The organism is Fictibacillus marinisediminis, from assembly GCF_023149135.1.
GTDB classification, from domain to species: domain Bacteria; phylum Bacillota; class Bacilli; order Bacillales; family Fictibacillaceae; genus Fictibacillus_C; species Fictibacillus_C marinisediminis.
In genome coordinates this window covers 1,952,541-1,974,523 of the sequence record NZ_JAIWJX010000002.1, presented here as the reverse complement: position 1 = coordinate 1,974,523, position 21,983 = coordinate 1,952,541, and the positions used below count along the sequence as shown (strand labels likewise).

19 protein-coding genes are annotated in these 21,983 nt (G+C 44.2%); all 19 read right to left on the bottom strand.

Features of this window, described 5'->3' with window-relative positions; all coding sequences use genetic code 11:
• Positions 1-29: 29 nt before the first annotated feature.
• Complete coding sequence (dapA, locus tag LCY76_RS10665; protein WP_248254651.1) at positions 30-902, bottom strand: 4-hydroxy-tetrahydrodipicolinate synthase; 873 nt, start codon at positions 900-902, stop codon at positions 30-32.
• A 48-nt stretch (positions 903-950) separates the two neighbouring features.
• Positions 951-2,201 (bottom strand): aspartate kinase, encoded by a 1,251-nt coding sequence (dapG, locus tag LCY76_RS10660; protein ID WP_248252618.1) that lies wholly within the window; start codon positions 2,199-2,201, stop codon positions 951-953.
• 20 nt (positions 2,202-2,221) lie between these two features.
• On the bottom strand, positions 2,222-3,268 hold the full coding sequence (gene asd, locus LCY76_RS10655) for an aspartate-semialdehyde dehydrogenase (RefSeq protein WP_248252617.1): 1,047 nt from the start codon (positions 3,266-3,268) through the stop codon (positions 2,222-2,224).
• 195 nt (positions 3,269-3,463) lie between these two features.
• On the bottom strand, positions 3,464-4,051 hold the full coding sequence (gene dpaB, locus LCY76_RS10650; protein ID WP_248252616.1) for a dipicolinate synthase subunit B: 588 nt from the start codon (positions 4,049-4,051) through the stop codon (positions 3,464-3,466).
• A complete protein-coding gene (gene dpaA, locus LCY76_RS10645) occupies positions 4,051-4,950 on the bottom strand; it encodes a dipicolinic acid synthetase subunit A (RefSeq protein WP_053354448.1) in 900 nt (299 codons plus the stop codon). The genes dpaB and dpaA overlap by 1 nt, the downstream gene beginning before the upstream one ends.
• Before the next feature lie 288 nt (positions 4,951-5,238).
• The gene (locus LCY76_RS10640) at positions 5,239-6,477 is read right to left on the bottom strand and encodes a M16 family metallopeptidase (RefSeq protein WP_248252615.1); all 1,239 of its coding nucleotides are present in this window, start codon (positions 6,475-6,477) and stop codon (positions 5,239-5,241) included.
• A gap of 86 nt (positions 6,478-6,563) precedes the next feature.
• Positions 6,564-7,547: a polysaccharide deacetylase family protein gene (locus tag LCY76_RS10635; protein ID WP_248252614.1), complete on the bottom strand. Its 984-nt coding sequence runs from the start codon at positions 7,545-7,547 to the stop codon at positions 6,564-6,566.
• Positions 7,548-7,646: 99 nt separating this feature from the next.
• The gene (gene pnp, locus LCY76_RS10630; protein WP_248252613.1) at positions 7,647-9,767 is read right to left on the bottom strand and encodes a polyribonucleotide nucleotidyltransferase; all 2,121 of its coding nucleotides are present in this window, start codon (positions 9,765-9,767) and stop codon (positions 7,647-7,649) included.
• A 172-nt stretch (positions 9,768-9,939) separates the two neighbouring features.
• The gene (gene rpsO, locus LCY76_RS10625; RefSeq protein ID WP_053354452.1) at positions 9,940-10,209 is read right to left on the bottom strand and encodes a 30S ribosomal protein S15; all 270 of its coding nucleotides are present in this window, start codon (positions 10,207-10,209) and stop codon (positions 9,940-9,942) included.
• A gap of 142 nt (positions 10,210-10,351) precedes the next feature.
• Positions 10,352-11,290: a bifunctional riboflavin kinase/FAD synthetase gene (ribF, locus tag LCY76_RS10620; protein WP_419714940.1), complete on the bottom strand. Its 939-nt coding sequence runs from the start codon at positions 11,288-11,290 to the stop codon at positions 10,352-10,354.
• Positions 11,291-11,314: 24 nt separating this feature from the next.
• Positions 11,315-12,238, bottom strand: a complete 924-nt coding sequence (gene truB, locus LCY76_RS10615; RefSeq protein WP_248252612.1) for a tRNA pseudouridine(55) synthase TruB — start codon at positions 12,236-12,238, stop codon at positions 11,315-11,317.
• A gap of 73 nt (positions 12,239-12,311) precedes the next feature.
• Entirely contained in the window at positions 12,312-12,665 is a 354-nt protein-coding gene (gene rbfA, locus LCY76_RS10610; RefSeq protein WP_053354455.1) for a 30S ribosome-binding factor RbfA, read from the bottom strand.
• 26 nt (positions 12,666-12,691) lie between these two features.
• The gene (locus tag LCY76_RS10605; RefSeq protein ID WP_053354456.1) at positions 12,692-12,970 is read right to left on the bottom strand and encodes a DUF503 domain-containing protein; all 279 of its coding nucleotides are present in this window, start codon (positions 12,968-12,970) and stop codon (positions 12,692-12,694) included.
• Positions 12,967-15,252, bottom strand: a complete 2,286-nt coding sequence (infB, locus tag LCY76_RS10600) for a translation initiation factor IF-2 (RefSeq protein ID WP_248252611.1) — start codon at positions 15,250-15,252, stop codon at positions 12,967-12,969. The genes LCY76_RS10605 and infB overlap by 4 nt, the downstream gene beginning before the upstream one ends.
• 19 nt (positions 15,253-15,271) lie before the next feature.
• On the bottom strand, positions 15,272-15,574 hold the full coding sequence (locus LCY76_RS10595; RefSeq protein ID WP_369795759.1) for a YlxQ family RNA-binding protein: 303 nt from the start codon (positions 15,572-15,574) through the stop codon (positions 15,272-15,274).
• A gap of 66 nt (positions 15,575-15,640) precedes the next feature.
• On the bottom strand, positions 15,641-15,835 hold the full coding sequence (gene rnpM, locus LCY76_RS10590) for an RNase P modulator RnpM (RefSeq protein ID WP_336606251.1): 195 nt from the start codon (positions 15,833-15,835) through the stop codon (positions 15,641-15,643).
• A gap of 27 nt (positions 15,836-15,862) precedes the next feature.
• Complete coding sequence (nusA, locus tag LCY76_RS10585) at positions 15,863-16,954, bottom strand: transcription termination factor NusA (protein WP_248252609.1); 1,092 nt, start codon at positions 16,952-16,954, stop codon at positions 15,863-15,865.
• 17 nt (positions 16,955-16,971) lie between these two features.
• Positions 16,972-17,445, bottom strand: a complete 474-nt coding sequence (rimP, locus tag LCY76_RS10580) for a ribosome maturation factor RimP (protein WP_248252608.1) — start codon at positions 17,443-17,445, stop codon at positions 16,972-16,974.
• Between the two features lie 161 nt (positions 17,446-17,606).
• Complete coding sequence (locus tag LCY76_RS10575; RefSeq protein WP_248252607.1) at positions 17,607-21,902, bottom strand: PolC-type DNA polymerase III; 4,296 nt, start codon at positions 21,900-21,902, stop codon at positions 17,607-17,609.
• Positions 21,903-21,983 lie beyond the last annotated feature (81 nt).

Genomic DNA, 21,983 nt, shown 5'->3' with positions numbered 1-21,983 from the left:
AAAAAACAAGCGGCACTCTGGCCGCTTGCTTACAATGAGGAATGCATGATACGGGATAACGATTCCCGCTGCTTCTGGTTCAATGGCAATAAAGGTAGACGAACGCTTCCGACATCGAGGCCCTTTAGCTGAAGAGCTGTTTTAACAGGAGCAGGGCTTGGCGCTTTGAACATCTCATCCATTATCGGGAGAAGCTTTCTATGAAGCTTTGCCGCTTCCTGCACATTGCCTTCTTTAAAAGCCGAAATCATTTCCTGCATTTCGTTTCCAATCACATGGGAAGCGACAGAAATGATTCCTGCCCCTCCGATGGAAAGCACAGGCAGTGTGATTCCGTCATCCCCGCTGTAAAGAAGGAATTCTTCAGATGTTTCTTCAATGATCCGGCTCATCTCACCCAAGTCACCGCCAGCATCTTTTATGGCAACAACGTTTGAAATCTTTGAAAGCTCAATAACAGTATCAGCTGCAATACTAACGACCGTACGACCGGGAACATTATAAACCAAAATCGGGAGGCTGGTTTCTGCTGCAATGGCTTTAAAATGAGCGATGATGCCTTCCTGGCTCGGTTTATTATAATAAGGTGCCACGATCATAATGGCATCAACTCCGGCTTGTTCTGCCTTTTTTGTCAGATCGATGGACGCTTTTGTATTATTGCTTCCTGTACCTGCAATGACAGGTACCCTCTTATCAACAACTTTTACGACGTGCCTGAACAGGGCGATCTTTTCTTCAGTTGATAATGTCGGTGACTCCCCTGTTGTACCTGCCACAACCAGGCTTTCTGTTCCGTTCTGAATTAAATAATTGACCAGCTTTGTTGTTTTGCTGAAATCAATATTTCCTTTACTGTCAAACGGGGTAACCATGGCTGTACTAATATTTCCAAAATGCATCTCGATCAGCTCCTTAAATCTTGCAATGTCCACAAAGTATCTCTTTTTTTAATGATTTGGGGAGTTTAATCCCGTGGAATGGATTTTATCTAATTCAAATGCTCTATGCAAAGCATTTACCGCCTTAACCATATCATCCTGTCTGACGAGCACCCAAATGGTTGTATGCGAGTCGGCGGACTGCAGAATCTGAATGTTTTCATCTACCAGCGCTTCTACGATCTTAGCCGTGACGCCGGGAACCCCTGACATCCCCGCTCCTACTGCGGAAACTTTAGCACAGCTCCTTGTGATCTCCGGAGAATAACCGAGATCGTTCAGGACTTTCTCCGCATGTTCAGCCATATTTTCCATTACAGTATACACTACACCCTTAGGGCTGATATTGAAAAAGTCTACTGAAATTTGTTCTTTGGCCATGGCTTTAAAGACCTTTGTATGGTGGTCATATTGTGAGTCTTTAGCTAATACCTTGATTTGCGTAACACCGGGAACATGCGCGATCCCGGTGATCACATGATCCTGAACATCCCGTCCTTCTGCTCCTTTTGATATAGCTGAGGTGACCAGGGTACCTGGAAGATCCGAATACGTCGAGCGGATCCGTAATGGAACCTTGGCCTGCATAGCGATCTCCACCGCGCGAGGATGGATGACCTTTGCTCCCTGATAGGCCATATTGCAAATTTCATTGTACGTGACAACAGAAAGAGGCACAGCTTCTTTTACAATCCGCGGATCAGCTGTCATTACTCCTTCAACATCAGTAAAAATATCAATATATTCAGCTCCGAGTGCAGCACCAAGCGCGGATGCGGATGTATCACTGCCTCCTCGTCCGAGCGTTGTTACATCACCTGAGGCAGATTCTCCTTGAAATCCAGCCACAACGACAGCATCATGTGAATCAAGCATGGACCGCAGCCTGTCACATTGCATATCTGTAATCCTTGCATTCTTATGTTCATCATTTGTCCTGAAGCCCGCCTGAGATCCTGTCAGGGCAGCAGAGGAGATTTCTTTTGTTTTTAAAAGGTTGGAAAATACAACAGAAGAGATGATTTCTCCACAAGAAAGAAGCAGATCATACTCTCTGCTTTCCACTTGGTGAGCAGTAGCCCCTATCAGACTTAGAAGTGTATCCGTTGCATACGGATCACCTGAACGCCCCATCGCCGATACGACACAGACGACCTTATATCCGTCAGCCACTGCCCTTTTGACATGTTCGGCCGCAAGTTCCCTGCCGGTATTGTCTTTTAAGGATGTGCCTCCAAATTTTTGTATGATTATCTTCATGAAGTTAGCACCTTCTTTGATTAGTTCAGCAATTCAAGCTTAATGAGGCTTTCTGCAATCTGCACTGAGTTCCAGGCTGCTCCTTTTAAGAGATTGTCAGAAACAATCCACAGATGGAATGCGTTATTGCGGTCTAAGTCTCTTCTGATTCTTCCGACAAAAACGTCATTTTTGCCTACACAATGAGCAGGCATAGGATAGATTTGATTTTGAGGATCGTCTTGCAGCGTTATGCCTTCTGAAGAAGTCATCAGATCCTTGATCTCTTCGAGTGATGATACGTTTTCCCCTAATTCAACATAAACCGATTCAGAGTGGCCCGTCTCAACCGGGAGCCTGACACAAGTGGCAGCTACTTCTAGTTGAGGCATATGCATAATTTTTTTCGTTTCATTGATCATTTTCATTTCTTCAAAGGTATAGCCATTTTCCTGAAACTTATCAATCTGCGGCACAGCATTAAACGCGATCTGATAGTGCTTTTCATCACTGGCACACGGCAGAATTTCTGGAGTGAACTCTTTACCGTCCAGGATAGCCTGTGATTGCGACTTTAATTCTTCAATCGCTTTTGCACCTGCTCCAGAAACTGCCTGATAAGTAGATACGATGACTTTGTTCAAGCCATACTTCTCATGAAGCGGCTTTAAAGCAACAACCATCTGGATGGTCGAGCAGTTTGGATTGGCAATGATGCCATTATGGTTGCGAATATCTTCTTCATTGACTTCCGGTACGACCAATGGAACATTCTCATCCATCCGGTATGCACTGGTATTGTCAATGACAACGGCTCCGCGTTTCACTGCTTCAGGAGCCAATGCTTTAGATATAGAGCCGCCTGCTGAAAACAGAGCGATGTCAACTCCTTCAAAGGCTTCCGGGAGCGCTTCTTGAATGATGACTTCTTCACCATTATAAACTGCTGTTTTGCCGGCAGACCTGCTGCTTGCAAGAAGTGATAGTTTTGCAATCGGAAAGTTTCTTTCTTCAAGCGTTTTAAGCATTTGTTGTCCAACGGCACCCGTGGCACCGACTACCGCTACATGAAATCCATTCTGAGTCATTTGACTGTATCTCCTTTTTTGTTTAATCCATAATCATTATCATGACAGAAGGAGAAACACGAATGTTTCTCCTTCAAGTGAAACATCTTGGTTTCCCTCATTCTGATTTTAAGAGAGAATCATTTTAACAATACACATTTTATTTCACATTTTAACATACTTCCTGCTTTTAGAAAGCTATTTTTAACGATTTGCTCATCTATTCGTCCGCAGGACAGGCTGCAGCTGTTTTCCCTCTAGTGCCGCTTCAACCGTTTCTAGGAGATAATCCATATGCGCGACGAGCGAATTTTGCTTGTGCACAGGGTCATCCTGGCCGAACGGTACAAAATAGATGTTCTTAGCCGCCATCAGCTTCATGATATTAACACCATTTAAACCGAGACCATCATTTGTAGAAATGCCGAGGACGACAGGAGATTGATTGCGCATCGTGGCTTTCGCTGCCATCAGGACTGGAGAATCGGTCATCGCATTGGCAAACTTGCTGATGGAATTGCCCGTCAAGGGAGCGATAATCATACAATCCAGCGGCGTTTTCGGACCGAAGGGCTCTGCTTTAACAATAGAATTCACGGGTTCGATTCCGGTAAGCTCTGTTATTTTTTGCAGCCATTCTTCACCCTCACCAAACCGGGTGTTTGTACTTTGAACCGTATAAGTAACAAAAGGAGTTACCTTCGCCCCTTCGTCAATCAGCCTCTTGATCTGAGGAAAAACCGCCTCATACGTACAATGAGAACCAGTTAAGCCAAAACCGATATGTTTTCCATTGACTTTCATCAAGCTTTCCCCTTTCGATTAACCATTTCTACCTGCATTAATTGGGAAAGGACATTTCCAAGAATCTGTCCTGCCGTCTTAGGTGCAACAATACCCGGCAATCCAGGAGCAAGGAGGGCTTTTATGCCCCTTTTTTCGGCATATTTAAAATCTGTTCCGCCGGGCTTGGAAGCCAGATCTATAATCAGCGTATGGGTTGGCATTTTTGAAATAATATCTGACGTCACAATCTGAAAAGGTATCGTATTAATGCAAACATCCGTGTCGATTACTTCTTTTTTTAAATGATCGAGATGAAAAGGTATAAAACCCATTTCACTGATCCTTGCTATATGTTCCGGTTTTCTAGCTCCCACTTTTACTTTTGCTCCAAGAGCCGCAAACGCTCTTGCGACACTCATTCCGACTCTGCCGAAACCTAAGACAACCGTATTTGATTTATGAATGGTCGTGTCGGTGTTCTGAATCACCATCATAAGCGTGCCTTCCACTGTCGGAATACTGTTGTAGATGGCTACATCATCTCTTTCGAAGAGCTGTGTATGCCCCCGTCCGCTTTCTGCAATAATGCCATTCAGGTAAGCATTGGTTATACCTGAATACACATGGCAATGCTTCGGGGTCTTCTTTAAATGTGCGGAAGTAAGTACAATACTTTTATTTGAGAAAATGGTATCAATTTCACCATTTGGACCTGTGCCATTGACCGGCAGTACGATACAATCCAGTCTGGAAAAATCAACTTCTCCAATATCCATTTTCGAGGCTCCGGTAAACCCGTGATCCAGCTGATCAAACCCAACCAGTACAAGGTTGGCGCCTTGTTCAGTCAGTTTGCGGATCACCTCCAGCTGTCTGGCATCACCGCCAAATATGGCAATTTGCAAGTCAGTTAACATGCTTCCTCCCCTTTCTCTGTTGCTCCGCAAAAACAGGGGAAATCCTTGTTCATGTTCGCAACACCATCATATGAACGCATTGCCCAGATGGTGACTCTACTCACTCGGATGCAACAGTATTCAAACCATTTATTATTCAGCCTTCATTCGCCATGCTTCTCATTTACCTCAACAGTATATTCAAAAATAAAAATTGGGATTGATTAGACAACCTAATGACAAGCCCGAATTTAAGAGATTCCTTTGGAAAACGACGTAAAAAAACCTGCAGCATATGCTGCAGGCCTATTATTGCAATCCTTTTGGGAGTTCACCTGTCGGGCTCACTAACGATGCGGAACATTCATTGCTGAAGATCCGATGAATCAATGTGTCCACGCTATCTTTTGAAACAGCATCGATCAGCTGCACCATTTCATCAAGAGAACGGTGATAGTTTAAGATCAGTTCATTCTTCCCGTTCCTGCTCATTCTGCTGTTCGTACTTTCGAGGCTGAGCATGAGGCTTCCTTTAATCTGTTCTTTCGAGTTCAATAGCTCTTTATCCGTTATACCTTTATCTTTAAGATCATCAACGATCATCAGGACGGTATTGTACAGCTCATCAAGCTGTGCCGGAGCGGTACCTCCATAAATGGTAAACAGTCCATTGTCCCTGTATGCGGAGTGGTATGAAAAGACAGAATAAGCGAGGCCTCGCTGCTCACGGACTTCCTGGAACAGCCTGCTGCTCATGCTGGAACCGAAAATATTGTTCAAAACGATCAGCGAGAACGTATCCGGATCTTTCAATGACAGTCCCGGAAAGCCCAGGCACAGATGCGCTTGTTCTGTTTCTTTTTTTCTTGCCAGCTTTTCACTGTGGAAAAGCGGTGCCTGGATGTTCGAATCGGCTAGAGTACCGGAGTAACCGCCGAACAAGTTTTCAACCTCTTTAATAAAACTTTCGTCAACGTTGCCCGCTACAGAGACCACAACGTTTTCCGGTGTATAGTAATCAGCCATATAATCACGGAGCGTTTTACCATTAAATGTATTTAAGGTATTCTCTGTCCCGAGGATCGGATACCCTAGTGAATGCTGGTGAAAGCTCGCTCTGCTTAATAGGTCATGCACGATATCATCCGGAGTATCTTCATACATTTTTATCTCTTCAAGAACGACGTTTTTCTCTTTTAAAAGTTCCTGTTCGTCGAATGTAGAGTTGAAGAACATGTCAGACAGGACATTAAGGGCCCTGGGTGCATGGGTATCGAGAACTTTTGCATAGTAACATGTATATTCTTTTGATGTAAACGCATTGACTTGGCCGCCGATGCTGTCAAATGATTCTGCGATCTCCCTTGCACTGCGGCTTGTTGTCCCCTTGAAGAACATATGCTCCAAAAAGTGGGAAACCCCATTGTTTTCGGGAACTTCAAACCGTGATCCGGTACCGATCCAAACACCGATGGCAACGGAACGTACGGTTGGAATTTTTTCCAAGACGACTCTCACGCCGTTTGGACACGAATGTCTAATAATCAAACTTATTTCCTCCTAGCTGTATTCCATCTCGATCAACCGTTCTCATAGGAACAATATACCATTAACATAACTATCATACAACATTGTTATTTTACTGGAGGTTTAGTTATCATCCGCTGTTCATTCATAAGATCGGATACGGTTCCGATCGAATAACCTTTGGCTTTAATGCCTCCTATTATCCGTTTCAGGCCATCCGCTGTTGAAGACGTCGGATGCATGAGCACCATTGCACCTGGATGCACTTTTTTTACAACAGATTCCGCCATCCTGCCTGGATCCGGGTTCCTCCAGTCAACGGTGTCTACGGTCCAAAGAATGGTTTTCATCTTCTGCTCTGCAGCGATCTTCACGACATCATCTCTGTAGCTTCCGCTAGGCGGAGCAAACCACTTCGGTATTCTTTTTTTTCCAAGCGTTGCTTCTATCACACGGTTTGTGCTCGATAGCTCATCCTTGATTCGCTCATTGGTCATTTTCTTCAGATCCGGGTGGGTATACGCATGATTTCCGATCTCATGGCCTTCATCCAGGATCATTTTTGCTAGACTAGGGTTTTTCTTCACCCAGGATCCATCAAGAAAGAACGTAGAATGGACATGAGCTTCCTTCATCGTCTTCAGCAGTTTTGGCAAGTATTCGTTACCCCAAGCCACATTGACCAGCAGGCTCACCATCGGTTTTTCAGGATTTCCCTTGTATATAGGGGATGGCGGCAGATCGTTCAGTTTTACTTTAGGAGGAATCTGCTTAAAAACGAGTTTCTTATCATCAATGGTTTTTAAACCTCTCATCTTTTTATAAGAAGCATCGATATCCAGTTCAACGCCATTGTATCCCGGTACAGCTTTCCACACTCTGTCCACGGCTGCATTGATCGGCGGTTTGTTTACTTCACCGGCCTTTTTTTGCAGCTGTTCAAATAAACTGTTGTCCTGCATCTTAGACACCATTGTTGTCTGTGCTTTCATACTATCTAAATAGGTGGAGGTAAACGGATTTTGCACCGTCCCGACAGTTACTCCAATTATTAGAATAAACATACTCACATGCAGCAGATTTCTTTTCATTGAACTCCCCTCCTGTAAAAAGGGTATGTCCAGCAATGGCTTGTTAGAACATCGCCAAATCGGTGAAAGCCATAAAAAAAAACCGGTTAAACCGGTTTTTTATTGTTCGCTGTTCTTTTGTTCTTGTTCTTTTTTCTGTTCTTTTAAAACGACTTTTCGGGAAAGGTTGACACGTCCCTGGTTATCAATCTCTGTCACCTTGACGCGGATCACATCGCCTAATTTCACAACGTCTTCCACTTTTCCGATTCTTTCTTCTGCAAGTTCTGAAATATGAACCAGTCCATCTTTGCCAGCGAACAATTCAACGAAAGCACCGAACTTTTCAATTCGTTTTACTTTACCGTCATAGTACTCGCCGACTTGAACTTCACGGACCAGATCAGCAATAATTTTTTGTGCTTTCTCGTTCATGGTCTGATCAGCAGAAGCAATGAATACCGTACCATCTTGTTCGATATCAATTTTCACGCCGGTTTCTTCAATAATTTTATTAATGACTTTTCCGCTCGGCCCGATAACATCTCTGATCTTATCAGGATTGATTTTCATTGTAACAATCTTAGGTGCGTAAGCAGATAGCTCTTTTCTAGGCTGATTCAGTGTTTCCATCATGGAAGAAAGAATATGCAGACGGCCATCTTTTGCTTGCGTTAACGCCTGTTCCAAAATTTCACGGTTGATACCTGAGATTTTAATATCCATTTGCAGTGCCGTTACACCTTTTGACGTACCGGCAACTTTAAAGTCCATATCTCCCAGATGGTCTTCCATTCCCTGAATATCAGTAAGAACGGTCACATCTTCTCCGTCGCTGACCAATCCCATAGCGATTCCTGCAACCGGTGCTTTAATCGGAACACCTGCATCCATCATCGCCAGGGTGCTGGCACAGATGCTCGCCTGTGAAGTTGATCCATTGGATTCAAGGACTTCAGACACAAGACGAATTGTATATGGGAAGGATTCTTCAGAAGGAATGACAGCCTCAAGTGCACGTTCCCCAAGTGCTCCATGTCCGATTTCTCTTCGACCCGGGCCCCTCATAAAGCCTGTCTCGCCGACACTAAATGGAGGGAAGTTATATTGATGCATAAAGCGTTTTGATTCTTCAACTCCCAATCCGTCAAGCACCTGAACATCACCAAGAGCTCCAAGTGTACATACACTTAAAGCTTGAGTTTGTCCGCGGGTGAACAAACCGGATCCGTGCGTGCGTGCGAGAAGGCTGACATCTGAAGACAATGGGCGGATCTCGTTGCTCTTTCTGCCGTCAGGACGAATTTTTTCCTTGAGAATTAAGCGGCGGACTTCTCCTTTAATGAGAAGCTGAAGAACTTCTTTCGCTTCATTTACTTTTTCCTCGTCAGTTTCTTCGTAATGAGCGACAACTCTATTTTTCAATTCATCAAGAGCAGTCTGTCTTTCCTGTTTATCAAAAACACTGACAGCCGCTGTTAAATCTGCAGCAATAAAGCTGCGGACTTCTTCAACCAATTCCTGATCGACCTGGTGAAGCTGTACTTCCATCTTTTCTTTCCCAAGTTCCTCTACAATCTTTTCTTGGAAAGCGATCAGCTTTTTAATTTCTTCATGGGCGAACATGATTGCTTCGAGCATCACTTCCTCAGGAACTTCTTTCGCTCCTGCTTCAACCATGTTGATGGCTTCTTTCGTACCTGCCACGATTAAGTTGATATCACTTTTTTCATTTTCTTCGATTGTTGGGTTCACAACAAATTGGCCGTCAATGCGTCCGATGGTCACACCTGCAATCGGTCCTTCAAAAGGAATGTTAGATATTGATAACGCGAGAGATGATCCGATCATCGCTGCCATTTCAGAAGAACAATTTTGATCCACGCTCATTACCGTGCTCACTACTTGAACTTCATTTCTGAAGCCGTCAGCAAACAGCGGACGGATTGGACGGTCAATGAGGCGGCTGGCTAGAATCGCTTTCTCACTAGGCCTTCCTTCACGTTTAATAAACCCTCCAGGAATCTTACCAACTGCATAAAGGCGTTCTTCGTAGTTGACAGTCAGCGGGAAAAAGCTTAAATTTTTCGGCTCTTTAGAAGCTACTGCTGTTGAAAGCACTGCTGTATCTCCGTAACGTACGAATACCGCTCCGTTAGCTTGCTTTGCAAGGTTTCCAATTTCGAATGACAGTTCTCTGCCTGCCCAGTCCATAGAAAAAATACGTTTCTCTTGTTCCATTTCTTTTGGTACTCCTCTCGACAATAAAACAAATAATTTATGTCTATATTATATCCTAAACACATCTTTCCTAAAAAGGAAAACTAGGCTTCTTCTTCCAGTATACAGCCAATCTTTTATGTATGGGTTTTTTTACAGAAAAAAAGCGGGAAAATTTTCCCGCTTTTTCCGATTAACGACGTAATCCAAGCTTATTGATAAGCTCACGATAACGCGTAATATCTTTGTTACGAAGATATGTTAGCAAGTTACGGCGCTTACCTACCATTTTCAAAAGACCACGGCGTGAGTGGTGATCTTTCTTATGGGTACGTAAATGGTCATTAAGAGTGTTAATCTGCTCTGTAAGGATAGCGATCTGAACTTCTGGAGATCCTGTATCAAGATCATGAGTTTTGTACTCGCCAATCAGTTCATTTTTACGTTCTTGAGAAATTGCCATCCTGTTCACCTCCTTTGAAATATAAACCCCGGCAACCGAGCATGCGTCGGTGAAATCGCGATGCCAAGCAGCGGTTTTTTTAGTGTACAATGAAGTACAAATATTAGATTACCTCTTTTTTAAGGATATTGCAAGAGTAACCCTATTTTTCATAAAAAAAATCCAGGGCAGCCTGTTTGTCAGCAGCTATTTGCTTTACAAGATTGTCAACTGAGTCAAACTTTCTTTCATCACGGATCCGTGACAGCCATGAAACTTCAACCGTTTTCCCATAAATGTTAGAAGAGAAATCAAACAGGTGAACTTCAATCGACGCTTCACGGTCTTCATGGAAAGTCGGCTTCTTGCCAATGTTCGCCACTCCGTTATAAACCGTATCTCCGATCTTGACCTGCACGATATATACTCCATTCACAGGAATGAGGAAATCTGCGCTGCTGCTGATGTTCGCAGTGGGAAATCCGATGGAAGTCCCCCTGCTCTCACCGTGGATTACCATACCTGTGATGGAATAAGGCCTGCCAAGATATTCAGGGATCTGATCAACCGCACCTTCCTTTAGAAGGTTTCGAATCAAGGTCGAACTTATTTTCTGGCCATTGATCTGCATTTTTCCAATGACTGTCTGTGAAAATTGGCCATTGGCATACTCCGCCATCTTGGCCATATCTCCTTTTCCGAACTTTCCGTACGTATAATCGAAGCCCGCGACTACATGACTGACGTTAAGACCTATCAAGTATTCCTGTATGAACGTCAGCGGTGCGAGTGAAGCAAATTCTTCATTGAACTCCACCAGATAGAAGATGTCAATGCCCATATCACGAAGCAGGGCTTCTTTCTTCTCCAGAGGCGTTAAATAGGATACATGTGCTTCTTTCTTCCCTAAAACAACAGAGGGATGCGGATGAAACGACATCACTGCTGATACCGCTTTTTTCTCTTTGGCAATTTCAGCCGCAGTTCCGATCACTTTCTGATGTCCTTTATGAATACCGTCGAAATACCCCAGAGCCATAACTGTTGGGGGAAGTTCGTTCATATTCAGCTGATGAGGATGTGACAGTGTAATTGTTTTCAAAAATCCACCTTCTAACTCTTTGCCTTACTCTACGGCTAAAATTTTTTCTGGTTTCATTAAATGAGGTTTATCGGGATGCTGTTTATAGATCGCAAGGCACTGCCCTTTTTCATTATAAACGGCAAACCTGTTATTTTGCACATCTTTTGCCATAGGCAGTACGGATCCGTGCTTGATCCTGCGTTCCATCTCTTCATCAGCGACGATGGACTCAAAGTGGCCTATCGCCTTTTCAATGGGCAGAAACAGCTCAGCGATCGTCCCGTTTTCTGCGGCTGTCTCTATTTCCTCAAAGGTATAGCAGTCCTTTAGCTGAAACGGACCTGAAGCTACCCGCACCAATTTGGACATATGTGCAGGATAGCCCAATTTTCTGCCCATATCTACCGCCAGGGTTCTGATATAGGTTCCTTTGCTGCATCTTACAAAAAACGAGAAGGCAGGGTAAGGTCCCGGAAATTGACGATCATGTGAGAGAAGCTTGAGTTCGTAAATGTTTGCTTCACGGACAGGACGCTCCACTTCGATCCCTTCACGGGCATATTGATAAAGCTTTTTACCATTAATTTTCACAGCAGAAAACATGGGAGGAACCTGCTGGATAATCCCCTTAAAAGACTGTAAGACTGCTTCAACCTGCTCAGCACGGATCTCTCCGGGAACTTCTTTTGTTTCAACGGTTTCTCCATGAGCATCTTCAGTAGCCGTTGCTTTGCCTATCGTAGCTTCCGCTTCGTATGCTTTCGGATAATCGGCCATATATTGGGCAATCTTTGTGCCTCTTCCGACACAGACCGGAAGAACCCCAGTCACCTCAGGGTCTAAGGTTCCGGTATGACCTACTTTTTTTGTTTTTAAAATTTTCCTTAACTTTGCCACACAGTCATGAGATGTCATTCCTGCAGGCTTTAATAAAGGCAAAACGCCCTCTGGCTGGTGTGCCGGCATATTCTTACCACCTATCTGCATGAAAAAAGAAGAGACAGACAAACCGCGGCCTGTCTATCTCTTTTTGTAATCACTATTCCTCATCAGAACCTTTTATATCAGTCAGCAATGTTTCAATTCGGCTTCCATATTCGATGGATTCATCGAATTTAAAAGAAATTTCCGGCGTTTTGCGCAATCGGATTCGTTTGCCGATCTCAGTTCGGATAAAACCTGATGCTTTTGCCAGACCACGAAGTGTCTGTTCTTTTTGTGCATCATCTCCAAACACGGAAATATAAACAGTTGCCTGCTGTAAATCTCCCGTTACTTCAACACCTGTTACAGTTACAAAGCCAATGCGGGGATCTTTTAGCTTCCGGCCAATAATATCGCCAAGTTCTTTCTTCATTTGTTCTCCAATGCGATTGGATCGGATTTTGCTCATTCTTCCACCCCGTTTCTATCTGTACATTATAACCACTCTATTGCAGTTGTTGTCACTTCCAGCTCAGGAATGCTGCTAATCAGCTTGATCGCTTTCTGAAGTTCCTGTTCTACAATTAGTTTGTCCTTAGAGATGGTTACAATTCCAAGTTCAGCTCTCTGCCATAAATCATGAAAGTCGGTCTCGGAGACAGCAAGATTAAATTGCTGCCTTAACCGAGTAACGATCTTTTTAACTACCGAGCGTTTATCCTTTAGTGAATGCGATTCATAGATGAAACATTCAACCGTCAGGAAACCAATCATGCCCGTTTAATTTCTTCCATGATGTACGCTTCGATGACATCTCCCTCTTTGATGTCATTGAACTTTTCTAAAGTTATTCCACATTCATATCCTGCACTAACTTCTTTTGCATCATCTTTGAAACGTTTTAACGCATCGATTTTACCTTCATAGATCACGACACCGTCACGGATGAGCCTAACAGTTGAATCCCGTGTTATTTTTCCATCGGTAACGTAACAGCCTGCGATCGTTCCAACTTTTGAAACTTTAAAGGTTGTGCGGATCTCAACTTGGCCGATTACTTTTTCTGCAAACTCAGGATCAAGCATCCCTTTCATCGCAGATTCGATTTCTTCGATAACGTTGTAAATGATACGGTGAAGACGAACATCGACTTTCTCCGCTTCAGCTGTACGTTTGGCATTATTATCTGGGCGAACATTAAAACCGATGATGATCGCGTTAGAAGCAGAGGCTAAAATAATATCAGATTCAGTGATTGCACCCACTCCGGTATGAAGGATCTTTACCTTTACGCCTTCTACATCGATCTTTTGAAGGGAGCCGGCAAGCGCTTCTGCAGATCCTTGTACGTCCGCTTTAATGATCACGTTGATCTCTTTAATGTCGCCTTCTTTGATCTGGTTGAACAGATCTTCAAGATTTAGCTTCGATGATTCCTTACGCTGTGCTTCAACCTGTTTCTTAGAGCGAGCTTCACCAATCTGGCGAGCCTTTTTCTCGTCAACAAATACCATAAACTGGTCCCCGGCTTGAGGAACTTCGTTTAGGCCCGTGATTTCTACCGGAGTTGAAGGGCCTGCCACTTTTACACGGCGCCCAATATCGTTAACCATCGCTCTTACACGTCCGAACGTGTTTCCTACAACAATCGGGTCACCGACATTCAATGTTCCGTTTTGAACGAGAAGGGTAGCCACTGATCCGCGGCCTTTATCGAGCTGTGCTTCGATAACGGTACCTTGTGCGGCACGCTTCGGATTCGCTTTTAGCTCTTCTACTTCAGCAACAAGCTGGATCATTTCGATCAGGTCATCAATTCCTTCACCTTTTAGCGCGGAAACATTGACGAAAATGGTATCGCCGCCCCAGTCTTCTGGAACAAGTGCATGCTCGGTTAATTCCTGCATGACGCGGTCAGGGTTCGCCGCCTCTTTATCCATTTTGTTTACAGCAACAATGATCGGAACTTGGGCAGCCTTCGCATGATTGATCGCTTCCACAGTCTGTGGCATAACACCATCATCAGCTGCAACGACCAGAATCGTGATGTCTGTGACCTGTGCTCCCCTTGCACGCATCGTTGTAAACGCGGCATGTCCAGGAGTATCAAGGAAAGTGATTTTCTTTCCTTTGTCTTCGATTTGATAAGCACCGATATGCTGCGTGATGCCGCCAGCTTCGCTAGCAGTTACTTTCGTATCACGAATAGAGTCTAACAGCGTTGTTTTACCATGGTCAACGTGCCCCATGATCGTTACAACTGGAGGACGGACTTGAAGATCTTCTTCTTTATCTGCGTTGTCAAAATTTTCAAATTCGGTTTCATCGATGATGATCTCTTCTTCTACTTCTACGTTATAGTCGCTCGCAATCAGCTCGATGGTTTCTTTGTCAAGTTCCTGGTTAATTGTTGCCATAACACCTAGGAACATTAATTTTTTAATGATTTCAGATGGCTCTTTTGCCAATTTTTTAGCCAGTTCACTTACGGTCAGAGAACCTGAGAAGGTAATCTTCTCTGGAGTGACAGGTACTGGTTTTGGTTGTGGTGCAGGTGCAGATTTGCCTCGATTGTTGTTCTTGTTGTTTCTGTTCTTATTATTATGATTGCTGTTATTATTTTTGTTTCCAGGCTTGAAGTTGCTGCCGCCTTTTTGTCCCGGCTTGGCATTCTGGCTGTTGTTCCCGCTTTTCGGAGCTGGCTTGCTGTTCTGGCTATTGTTTCCGCTCTTTGGAGCCGGTTTGCTGTTTTGGCTGCTGTTTGGCTTTTTAGGTGTTTCGTCTTTTTTTATTTTCATAGTATTCTCTTTTTTACTTTCATTTTTATTATCTACCTTGTTCACATTGGATGTATTCTTTTTCTGTTCTATTTTATGTTTCTCCTCTGTCATCTTATTTTTGGGCTGATATGCATCGTTTAATTTACGGATCGCGTCTTCATCAATCATTGACATATGATTGGATACATCGACGTTCATCGTTTTTAATTTATCAATGATATCCTTGCTTTGAACATTTTGTTTTTTTGCATATTCATACACACGCATCTTACTCATATGTTCACCCCCGATTGGTTTAATCAAGTAAAGCAGTTAACTTTTTCGTAAAACCAACATCTGTCACGGCAACCACTACCCGCTGGTCTTTGCCGATGGCACTGCCGAGACTATAGCGGTCATCTACCCATCTTACTTCTACTTTATAGTAAGCGCATTTATCGGTAACTTTCTTCCTTGTGTTTGCCGATGCATCCTGTGAGAGGATAACAAGCTTTGCGTTCTGCCGCTGTACAGCTTTAACAACAAGCTCCTCGCCGGAAATGCATTTACCTGCCCGGTTTGCCAACCCCAGCAGTGAAGCCCATTTAGATGCAGTCAAATTAGAGGACTCCTTTTTCGAGCTCTGAAAACACATCATCCGTAACAGGAGCTTTCAGTTGATTGCTCAAGCTTCCTTTTTTTTCGCAAGTGCAAAACAGGACGCCTGGTTGCATAAATACGCGCCTCTGCCCGATTTCTTTCCGGTTCGGTCAACGAAAACTTCGCCTTCAGGAGAACGGACCACACGAACTAACTCTTTCTTGGGTTTCATTTCCTGGCAAGCCACGCATTTCCGCATAGGAATTTTACGGGTTTTCATCCAGCCCCACCCCCATTTTCATTAAAACTATTCTTCGGAAACTTCGAAATTCCCCTCTGCTTCTTTACCGTTATAAAGCCCTGATTCTTCAGCATCAGACTGGCTTTTAATATCAATCTTCCAGCCGGTCAATTTCGCTGCAAGCCTCGCATTTTGTCCACGCTTGCCGATTGCAAGAGACAGCTGATAATCAGGAACGATGACAGTAGTCATCTTTTCTTCTTCATTGACAAGCACTTCTAGCACCTTTGCCGGGCTTAGAGCATTTGCCACATAAACGACCGGATCTTCAGACCAGCGGACGATGTCGATCTTTTCACCATTAAGCTCATTTACGATAGTTTGGACACGGCCGCCTTTTTGTCCGACACATGAACCCACCGGATCCACTTCGGGGTCAGCAGCATGGACGGCAATCTTGGAACGGTCTCCTGCTTCCCTCGCTATGGATTTCACTTCTACTGTTCCATCATAGATTTCAGGAACTTCAAGTTCAAAAAGGCGTTTCAGCAATCCAGGATGTGTTCTTGAAACAAGGATTTGCGGCCCTTTCGTTGTTTTTTCAACTTTTGTAATAAAAACTTTAATTCGGTCATTCGTCGTGTGTTTTTCACCCGGCATCTGTTCTGTGGCAGGAAGCAATGCTTCAACTCGGCCAAGGTTCACATAGATGTAACGGTGGTCTTGTCTTTGAACCACACCTGTAATGATATCTTCCTCGCGGTCGATGAATTCAGAGAAAATAATGCCGCGTTCTGCTTCGCGGACTCTCTGGGTAACAACCTGTTTTGCCGTCTGTGCAGCAATTCTTCCAAAATCACGCGGAGTGACTTCCAGCTCCACAATATCTTCAAGCTCATACTGCGGATTGATCTTTTGAGCTTCTTCAACTGAAAGTTCCTGCCTTGGATCTGTTACTTCTTCAACAACGTTCTTTCGGGCAAAAACCCTGATGCTTCCAGTCGTTGTATTAAAATCAACTCTTACATTCTGTGCTTGGTGAAAGTTTCTTTTATAAGCTGAAATCAGTGCAGCTTCGATCGCTTCAATTAATATATCCTTGCTGATCCCTTTTTCTTTCTCCAAAAACGTCAGTGCATCTAATAGCTCGCTACTCATCCATCTTCTCCCCTTTATTAATTGAACACAACCGCAAGTCTGGCACTTGCTATCTTGTTATATGGCAGTTCTACCTCGGTATTCCGGGTTTTGACTTTCACCTGCAGTTTTATAGTTTCTCCGTCAAATTCAAGCAGTTTGCCCTCAAACTCTTTTACACCATCCACCTGCTCATACATTTTAATGTGGACATTTTTCCCTATTGCTTTTGCAATGTCTTCCGGTTTTTTCAAAGGCCGTTCAACGCCGGGTGAAGAAACTTCCAAAAAGTATGCCTGTTCAATCGGATCAGAGGCGTCCAGCTTTTCGCTGAGCCGTTCACTTACCGTCCCGCAATCCTCAATGTCTACACCTGTTTCATTATCAATAAATACGCGAAGGAACCAGTTTTTCCCTTCTTTCACAAACTCGATATCTACCAGCTCAAGGTTCAACTCATCAAGTATCGGCACCACAAGCTCTTCGGTAGTTTCAGTGATTTTCTTACTCATTAGAATCCTCCCTTCTACCAAAAAAATCCTTTTCCAAAACGAAACGAAAGAGTGGGTTTCCCCACTCTTTTCCCGAAAGGTATTCATAAGTATTTCCAAATTTACTATATCATAATCCAAGGGTTTATGCAACTTGCCTTACCGTCAGCGCTGTGCTCATTTTAGAAGAGAGAGAGCTGGTTGGCTTCAGGCATGCCTGCAAGACAGCCCTGTTCATCCAGATAGTCGATGATCGTCTTAGATAGGCGAGCCCTCTGCTGAAGATCCTCTTTCGAGAGGAACTCACCGTCTTCGCGCGATTTCACGATATTAAGAGCCGCATTGGTACCAAGGCCGGCAATGGAGTTAAACGGCGGGATAAGCTGGTTTCCTTCCACCAAAAACTCGGTTGCGCTTGAGCGGTAAAGATCCACTTTTCCAAAAGAGAATCCTCGTTCGCACATTTCCAACGCCAGTTCGAGAACTGTCTGCAAGTTCTTTTCCTTTGTAGAGGCATCCAGCCCTTTGGAAGAGATCTCTTCAATTTTAGCTTTGATGGCGCTTGAGCCTCTTACCATGGCGGTGATGTCAAAATCGTCGGCACGGACCGTAAAATAAGCAGCATAGAAAAGAATGGGATAATGCACTTTAAAGTAAGCGATTCTAACAGCCATCATAACATAGGCTGCAGCATGGGCTTTCGGGAACATGTACTTGATCTTCAAGCATGAACCTATATACCAGTCCGGCACATCATTCTTTTTCATTTCTTCTACCCATTCAGTAATGAGTCCTTTTCCTTTACGGACGCTCTCCATGATCTTAAAGGCGAGTGAAGGATCAAGGCCTTTATAGATCAGATACACCATGATATCGTCACGGCAGCCGATTACGTCTTTCAGTTCACACGTTCCATCAGCGATAAGCTCATTGGCATTATTGAGCCATACATCCGTTCCGTGAGAGAGGCCAGAGATCTGCACAAGCTCTGAGAACGTGCTCGGCTTCGTCTCTTCAAGCATCTGCCGGACGAACTTTGTCCCGAATTCCGGGATCCCTAAAGTGCCGGTCTTACATAGAATCTGATCTTCTGTTACACCGAGTACTTCAGGCCCGGAAAATATTTTCATAACTTCCTGGTCGGATGCTGGAATCGTTTTCGGATCAATGCCGCTTAAATCCTGGAGCATCCGGATGACGGTCGGATCATCGTGTCCCAGTATATCAAGTTTCAAAAGGTTGTCATGGATGGAATGGAAGTCAAAATGCGTCGTCTTCCACTCGGAGTTCTTATCATCAGCAGGAAACTGGATCGGACAGAAGTCATAGATATCCATGTAATCCGGAACAACGATTATTCCGCCAGGATGCTGGCCGGTCGTCCGTTTTACACCGGTACAGCCAGAAACCAGCCTGTCCACTTCTGCAGAACGGAGATTGATATTGTGGTCAGATGCATATCCTTTTACATAGCCATACGCTGTTTTCTCAGCAACTGTGCCAATCGTCCCCGCTCGATATACATACTCTTCTCCAAAAAGTTCCTTCGTATAGTTATGGGCTCGCGGCTGGTATTCACCTGAAAAGTTTAGATCGATATCTGGCACCTTATCCCCTTTGAAGCCAAGGAACGTTTCAAATGGAATATCCTGCCCGTCTTTTTTGAAGAGCAAATGGCATTTCGGGCATTCTTTGTCGGGAAGGTCGAAGCCTGATCCGACAGAACCATCATCAAAAAAGATCGAATCCTTACATTCCGGACAAACATAATGTGGCGGAAGGGGATTAACTTCTGTAATTTCTGTCATCGTGGCCACAAAGGATGACCCGACTGACCCCCTCGAACCAACAAGATATCCGTCAATCAGTGATTTTTTAACGAGCTTATGAGAAATGAGATAGATAACAGCGAACCCGTGGCCAATGATGCTGTTCAGTTCTTTTTCCAGCCGTTTTTCCACGATATCAGGAAGGTTCTCGCCATAGATGCTGCGAGCCATCGAATAACTCATGTTCCGCACGTCTTCTTCAGCACCAGGAATTTTTGGCGTGTACAAGTCATCAGGTATCGGCTTGATCTCTTCGATCTGGGCGGCAACTTTTTGGGTATTCGCTACAACAACCTCAAACGCCTTCTCTTCTCCCAGGAACGAGAAACAATCGAGCATTTCGTCTGTTGTCCGAAAATGGACTTCAGGCAAGCTTTGCCGATTAAGCGGGTTTGCCCCACCCTGGCTTGAAATAAGAATTTTTCGGTAGATGGCATCATTTTGTTCCAGATAATGTACATTACCTGCAGCAACCACAGGCTTTCCAAGCTTTTCACCAAGTTTGACGATATTCCCGATAATCTCCCTTAACGCCAGCTCATCCTGTATCAGCTCTCGTTCGATCAGATGATAGTAGTTGGATGGAGGCTGGATCTCAAGATAATCATAAAACTTTGCGATTTCTTCCACTTCTGCAGGAGCTTTCTGCATCATGCCCTCGAAGACTTCTCCCTTGTCACAGCCTGAACCGATAAGCAGTCCTTCCCGGTATTTCGCCAGACGTGAGCGAGGAATCCTAGGTGTTCTGTAAAAATAATTCAAATGAGACTCAGAAACGAGCTGGTATAAATTTTTCAATCCCTGCTGGGTTTGGGCGAACAGAATACAATGAGAAGGCCGGCTCCTCATATAGCCCCCCTGCCCCATGTTTTCATTCAGCTGGTCATGAAACTCTATCCCTTTTTGGAATGATTCTTTTAATAGTTTCCATAATAGATACCCGGTAGCTTCTGCATCGTAAATGGCCCTGTGGTGCTGGGTCAGTTCAATATCAAACTTTTTACAAAGTGTGTTCAGTCTGTGATTTTTCAGTTCGGGCAGAATAAAACGCGCAAGTTCCAAGGTATCGATGACCGGATTACGAGCCTCCTGGATTCCGATTTTACGAAATCCTTCATTCAAGAATCCCATGTCGAAACTGGCATTGTGAGCTACAAGAATATCATTGCCCATGAACGTTTCAAAACGCCTTAAAACTTCCTCGATCTCTGGAGCGTCTCTCACCATATCGTCGGTGATTCCCGTCAGATTGATCGTTGTGTCTGAAAGCGGCTCATGCGGATTCGCAAACGACTCAAACCGATCAATAATCTCCCCGTTTAGCACCTTAACGGCAGCAAGCTCAATGATCTTATTGTAAACGGCGGATAAACCTGTCGTCTCTACGTCAAAAACGATATAGGACTCATCGGCGAGTTTACGATGCTGCTCATTGTACGCGATCGGCACTCCGTCATCCACTAGATTTGCTTCCACACCATACAGGACTTTAATTCCATTCTTCTTCCCGGCAGAGTAAGCCTCCGGAAAGGATTGAACGCCAGCATGGTCGGTTATCGCTACTGCTTCATGGCCCCATTTGCTCGCTTGGCCGATCAGCCTGGATGCCGATGTTACGGCGTCCATCTGGCTCATTGGGGTATGAAGATGAAGTTCTACCCTTTTCTTTCCTTCTTCAGCAAGATCTTTCCTTGTTTCGGGTTTGATCTCGTTGATGTCGTTAGCGATCATTACTAGATCACGAACGAACGTATCATTTTGGATTCCGCCCCGGACCTTCACCCAGATTCCTTTTTTAACAGCTTGTAAAATCGGTATATCCTCTTTATCTCTTGAGAAGATCTTCACCATGATTGAATCGGTGTAATCGGTAATCTTAAACGTAAGCAGCGTTCGGCCGCTTCTAAGTTCCCGTGTCTCCGCATCAAAAACGAAGCCCTGCAGAGTAACCTTCCGTTCTTCATCTTGAATCGTTTCAATGGAAACAGGGTCATCCGGAATCTTGTAACCTATCATGATCTCTGATGGAGCAGAAGAAGCATCTCGTTTATCTGCTTTCTCCTTCTCAATCAGGGCAGCGAGCACTTTATCTGCGTCCTCCTGCTTTTTCTGATCAACGAACTTTTGAAATTCCTCTTCACTGTGTTTTACTTCGATCTCGAGAGACACCGATTCCATACCGAACGAGCGGTAGACTTCTGTCATCGCTGAAGAAAGCTTTCTTTTGATGAGCAAGCCTTCAGCCTCGTTTCTTACCGTAACTTTTATTTTGTTCCCCGTTACTTCTGGTGTCTGCCCTAAGAGGCCGGGTATAAGAGAACTCGCTGTTGTTTTAAGCTTCTCACAGCATATTTCCCAATATTGGCTCAATAATGCTTCTTCACAGTCTTTCGTTTCGCAGCGGACGGAAAACGATACTTTTGCAATATGTTCAAACGCCTGAGTTAATTTCGCTGTAAAAAACGTATAAACATTGGCAGGCATTGGCTTTGGCAATGAAAAATAAAAATGCCAGCTTCTGTCGTTCTTATCGATGGCGAGCTTTTGAACGCTGCCTTCACCAAGGTGCTGGCGCAGTTCGTCCGGGATGCCAATCTGGTCCAACAGCAGAGCGAAGCGTTCTTTTCTTACCTGATCGTCACTGTTCATGATGCCCTCCTTCCATAAATAAGAGGATGACTTAGGTTGGAAAGCCCAATTCCCCAAAGAATTCCTTCGGGTGTCAGGCAC

Bases quoted from the DNA above. Each gene is read 5' to 3' on its own strand.
- dapA (WP_248254651.1), bottom strand. From the start codon at position 902: ATGCATTTTGGAAATATTAGTACAGCCATGGTTACCCCGTTTGACAGT.
- dapG (WP_248252618.1), bottom strand. From the start codon at position 2,201: ATGAAGATAATCATACAAAAATTTGGAGGCACATCCTTAAAAGACAAT.
- asd (WP_248252617.1), bottom strand. From the start codon at position 3,268: ATGACTCAGAATGGATTTCATGTAGCGGTAGTCGGTGCCACGGGTGCC.
- dpaB (WP_248252616.1), bottom strand. From the start codon at position 4,051: ATGAAAGTCAATGGAAAACATATCGGTTTTGGCTTAACTGGTTCTCAT.
- dpaA (WP_053354448.1), bottom strand. From the start codon at position 4,950: ATGTTAACTGACTTGCAAATTGCCATATTTGGCGGTGATGCCAGACAG.
- LCY76_RS10635 (WP_248252614.1), bottom strand. From the start codon at position 7,547: ATGAAAAGAAATCTGCTGCATGTGAGTATGTTTATTCTAATAATTGGA.
- pnp (WP_248252613.1), bottom strand. From the start codon at position 9,767: ATGGAACAAGAGAAACGTATTTTTTCTATGGACTGGGCAGGCAGAGAA.
- rpsO (WP_053354452.1), bottom strand. From the start codon at position 10,209: ATGGCAATTTCTCAAGAACGTAAAAATGAACTGATTGGCGAGTACAAA.
- truB (WP_248252612.1), bottom strand. From the start codon at position 12,238: ATGCCGGCACACCAGCCAGAGGGCGTTTTGCCTTTATTAAAGCCTGCA.
- rbfA (WP_053354455.1), bottom strand. From the start codon at position 12,665: ATGAGCAAAATCCGATCCAATCGCATTGGAGAACAAATGAAGAAAGAA.
- LCY76_RS10605 (WP_053354456.1), bottom strand. From the start codon at position 12,970: ATGATTGGTTTCCTGACGGTTGAATGTTTCATCTATGAATCGCATTCA.
- infB (WP_248252611.1), bottom strand. From the start codon at position 15,252: ATGAGTAAGATGCGTGTGTATGAATATGCAAAAAAACAAAATGTTCAA.
- rnpM (WP_336606251.1), bottom strand. From the start codon at position 15,835: ATGAAAACCCGTAAAATTCCTATGCGGAAATGCGTGGCTTGCCAGGAA.
- nusA (WP_248252609.1), bottom strand. From the start codon at position 16,954: ATGAGTAGCGAGCTATTAGATGCACTGACGTTTTTGGAGAAAGAAAAA.
- rimP (WP_248252608.1), bottom strand. From the start codon at position 17,445: ATGAGTAAGAAAATCACTGAAACTACCGAAGAGCTTGTGGTGCCGATA.
- LCY76_RS10575 (WP_248252607.1), bottom strand. From the start codon at position 21,902: ATGAACAGTGACGATCAGGTAAGAAAAGAACGCTTCGCTCTGCTGTTG.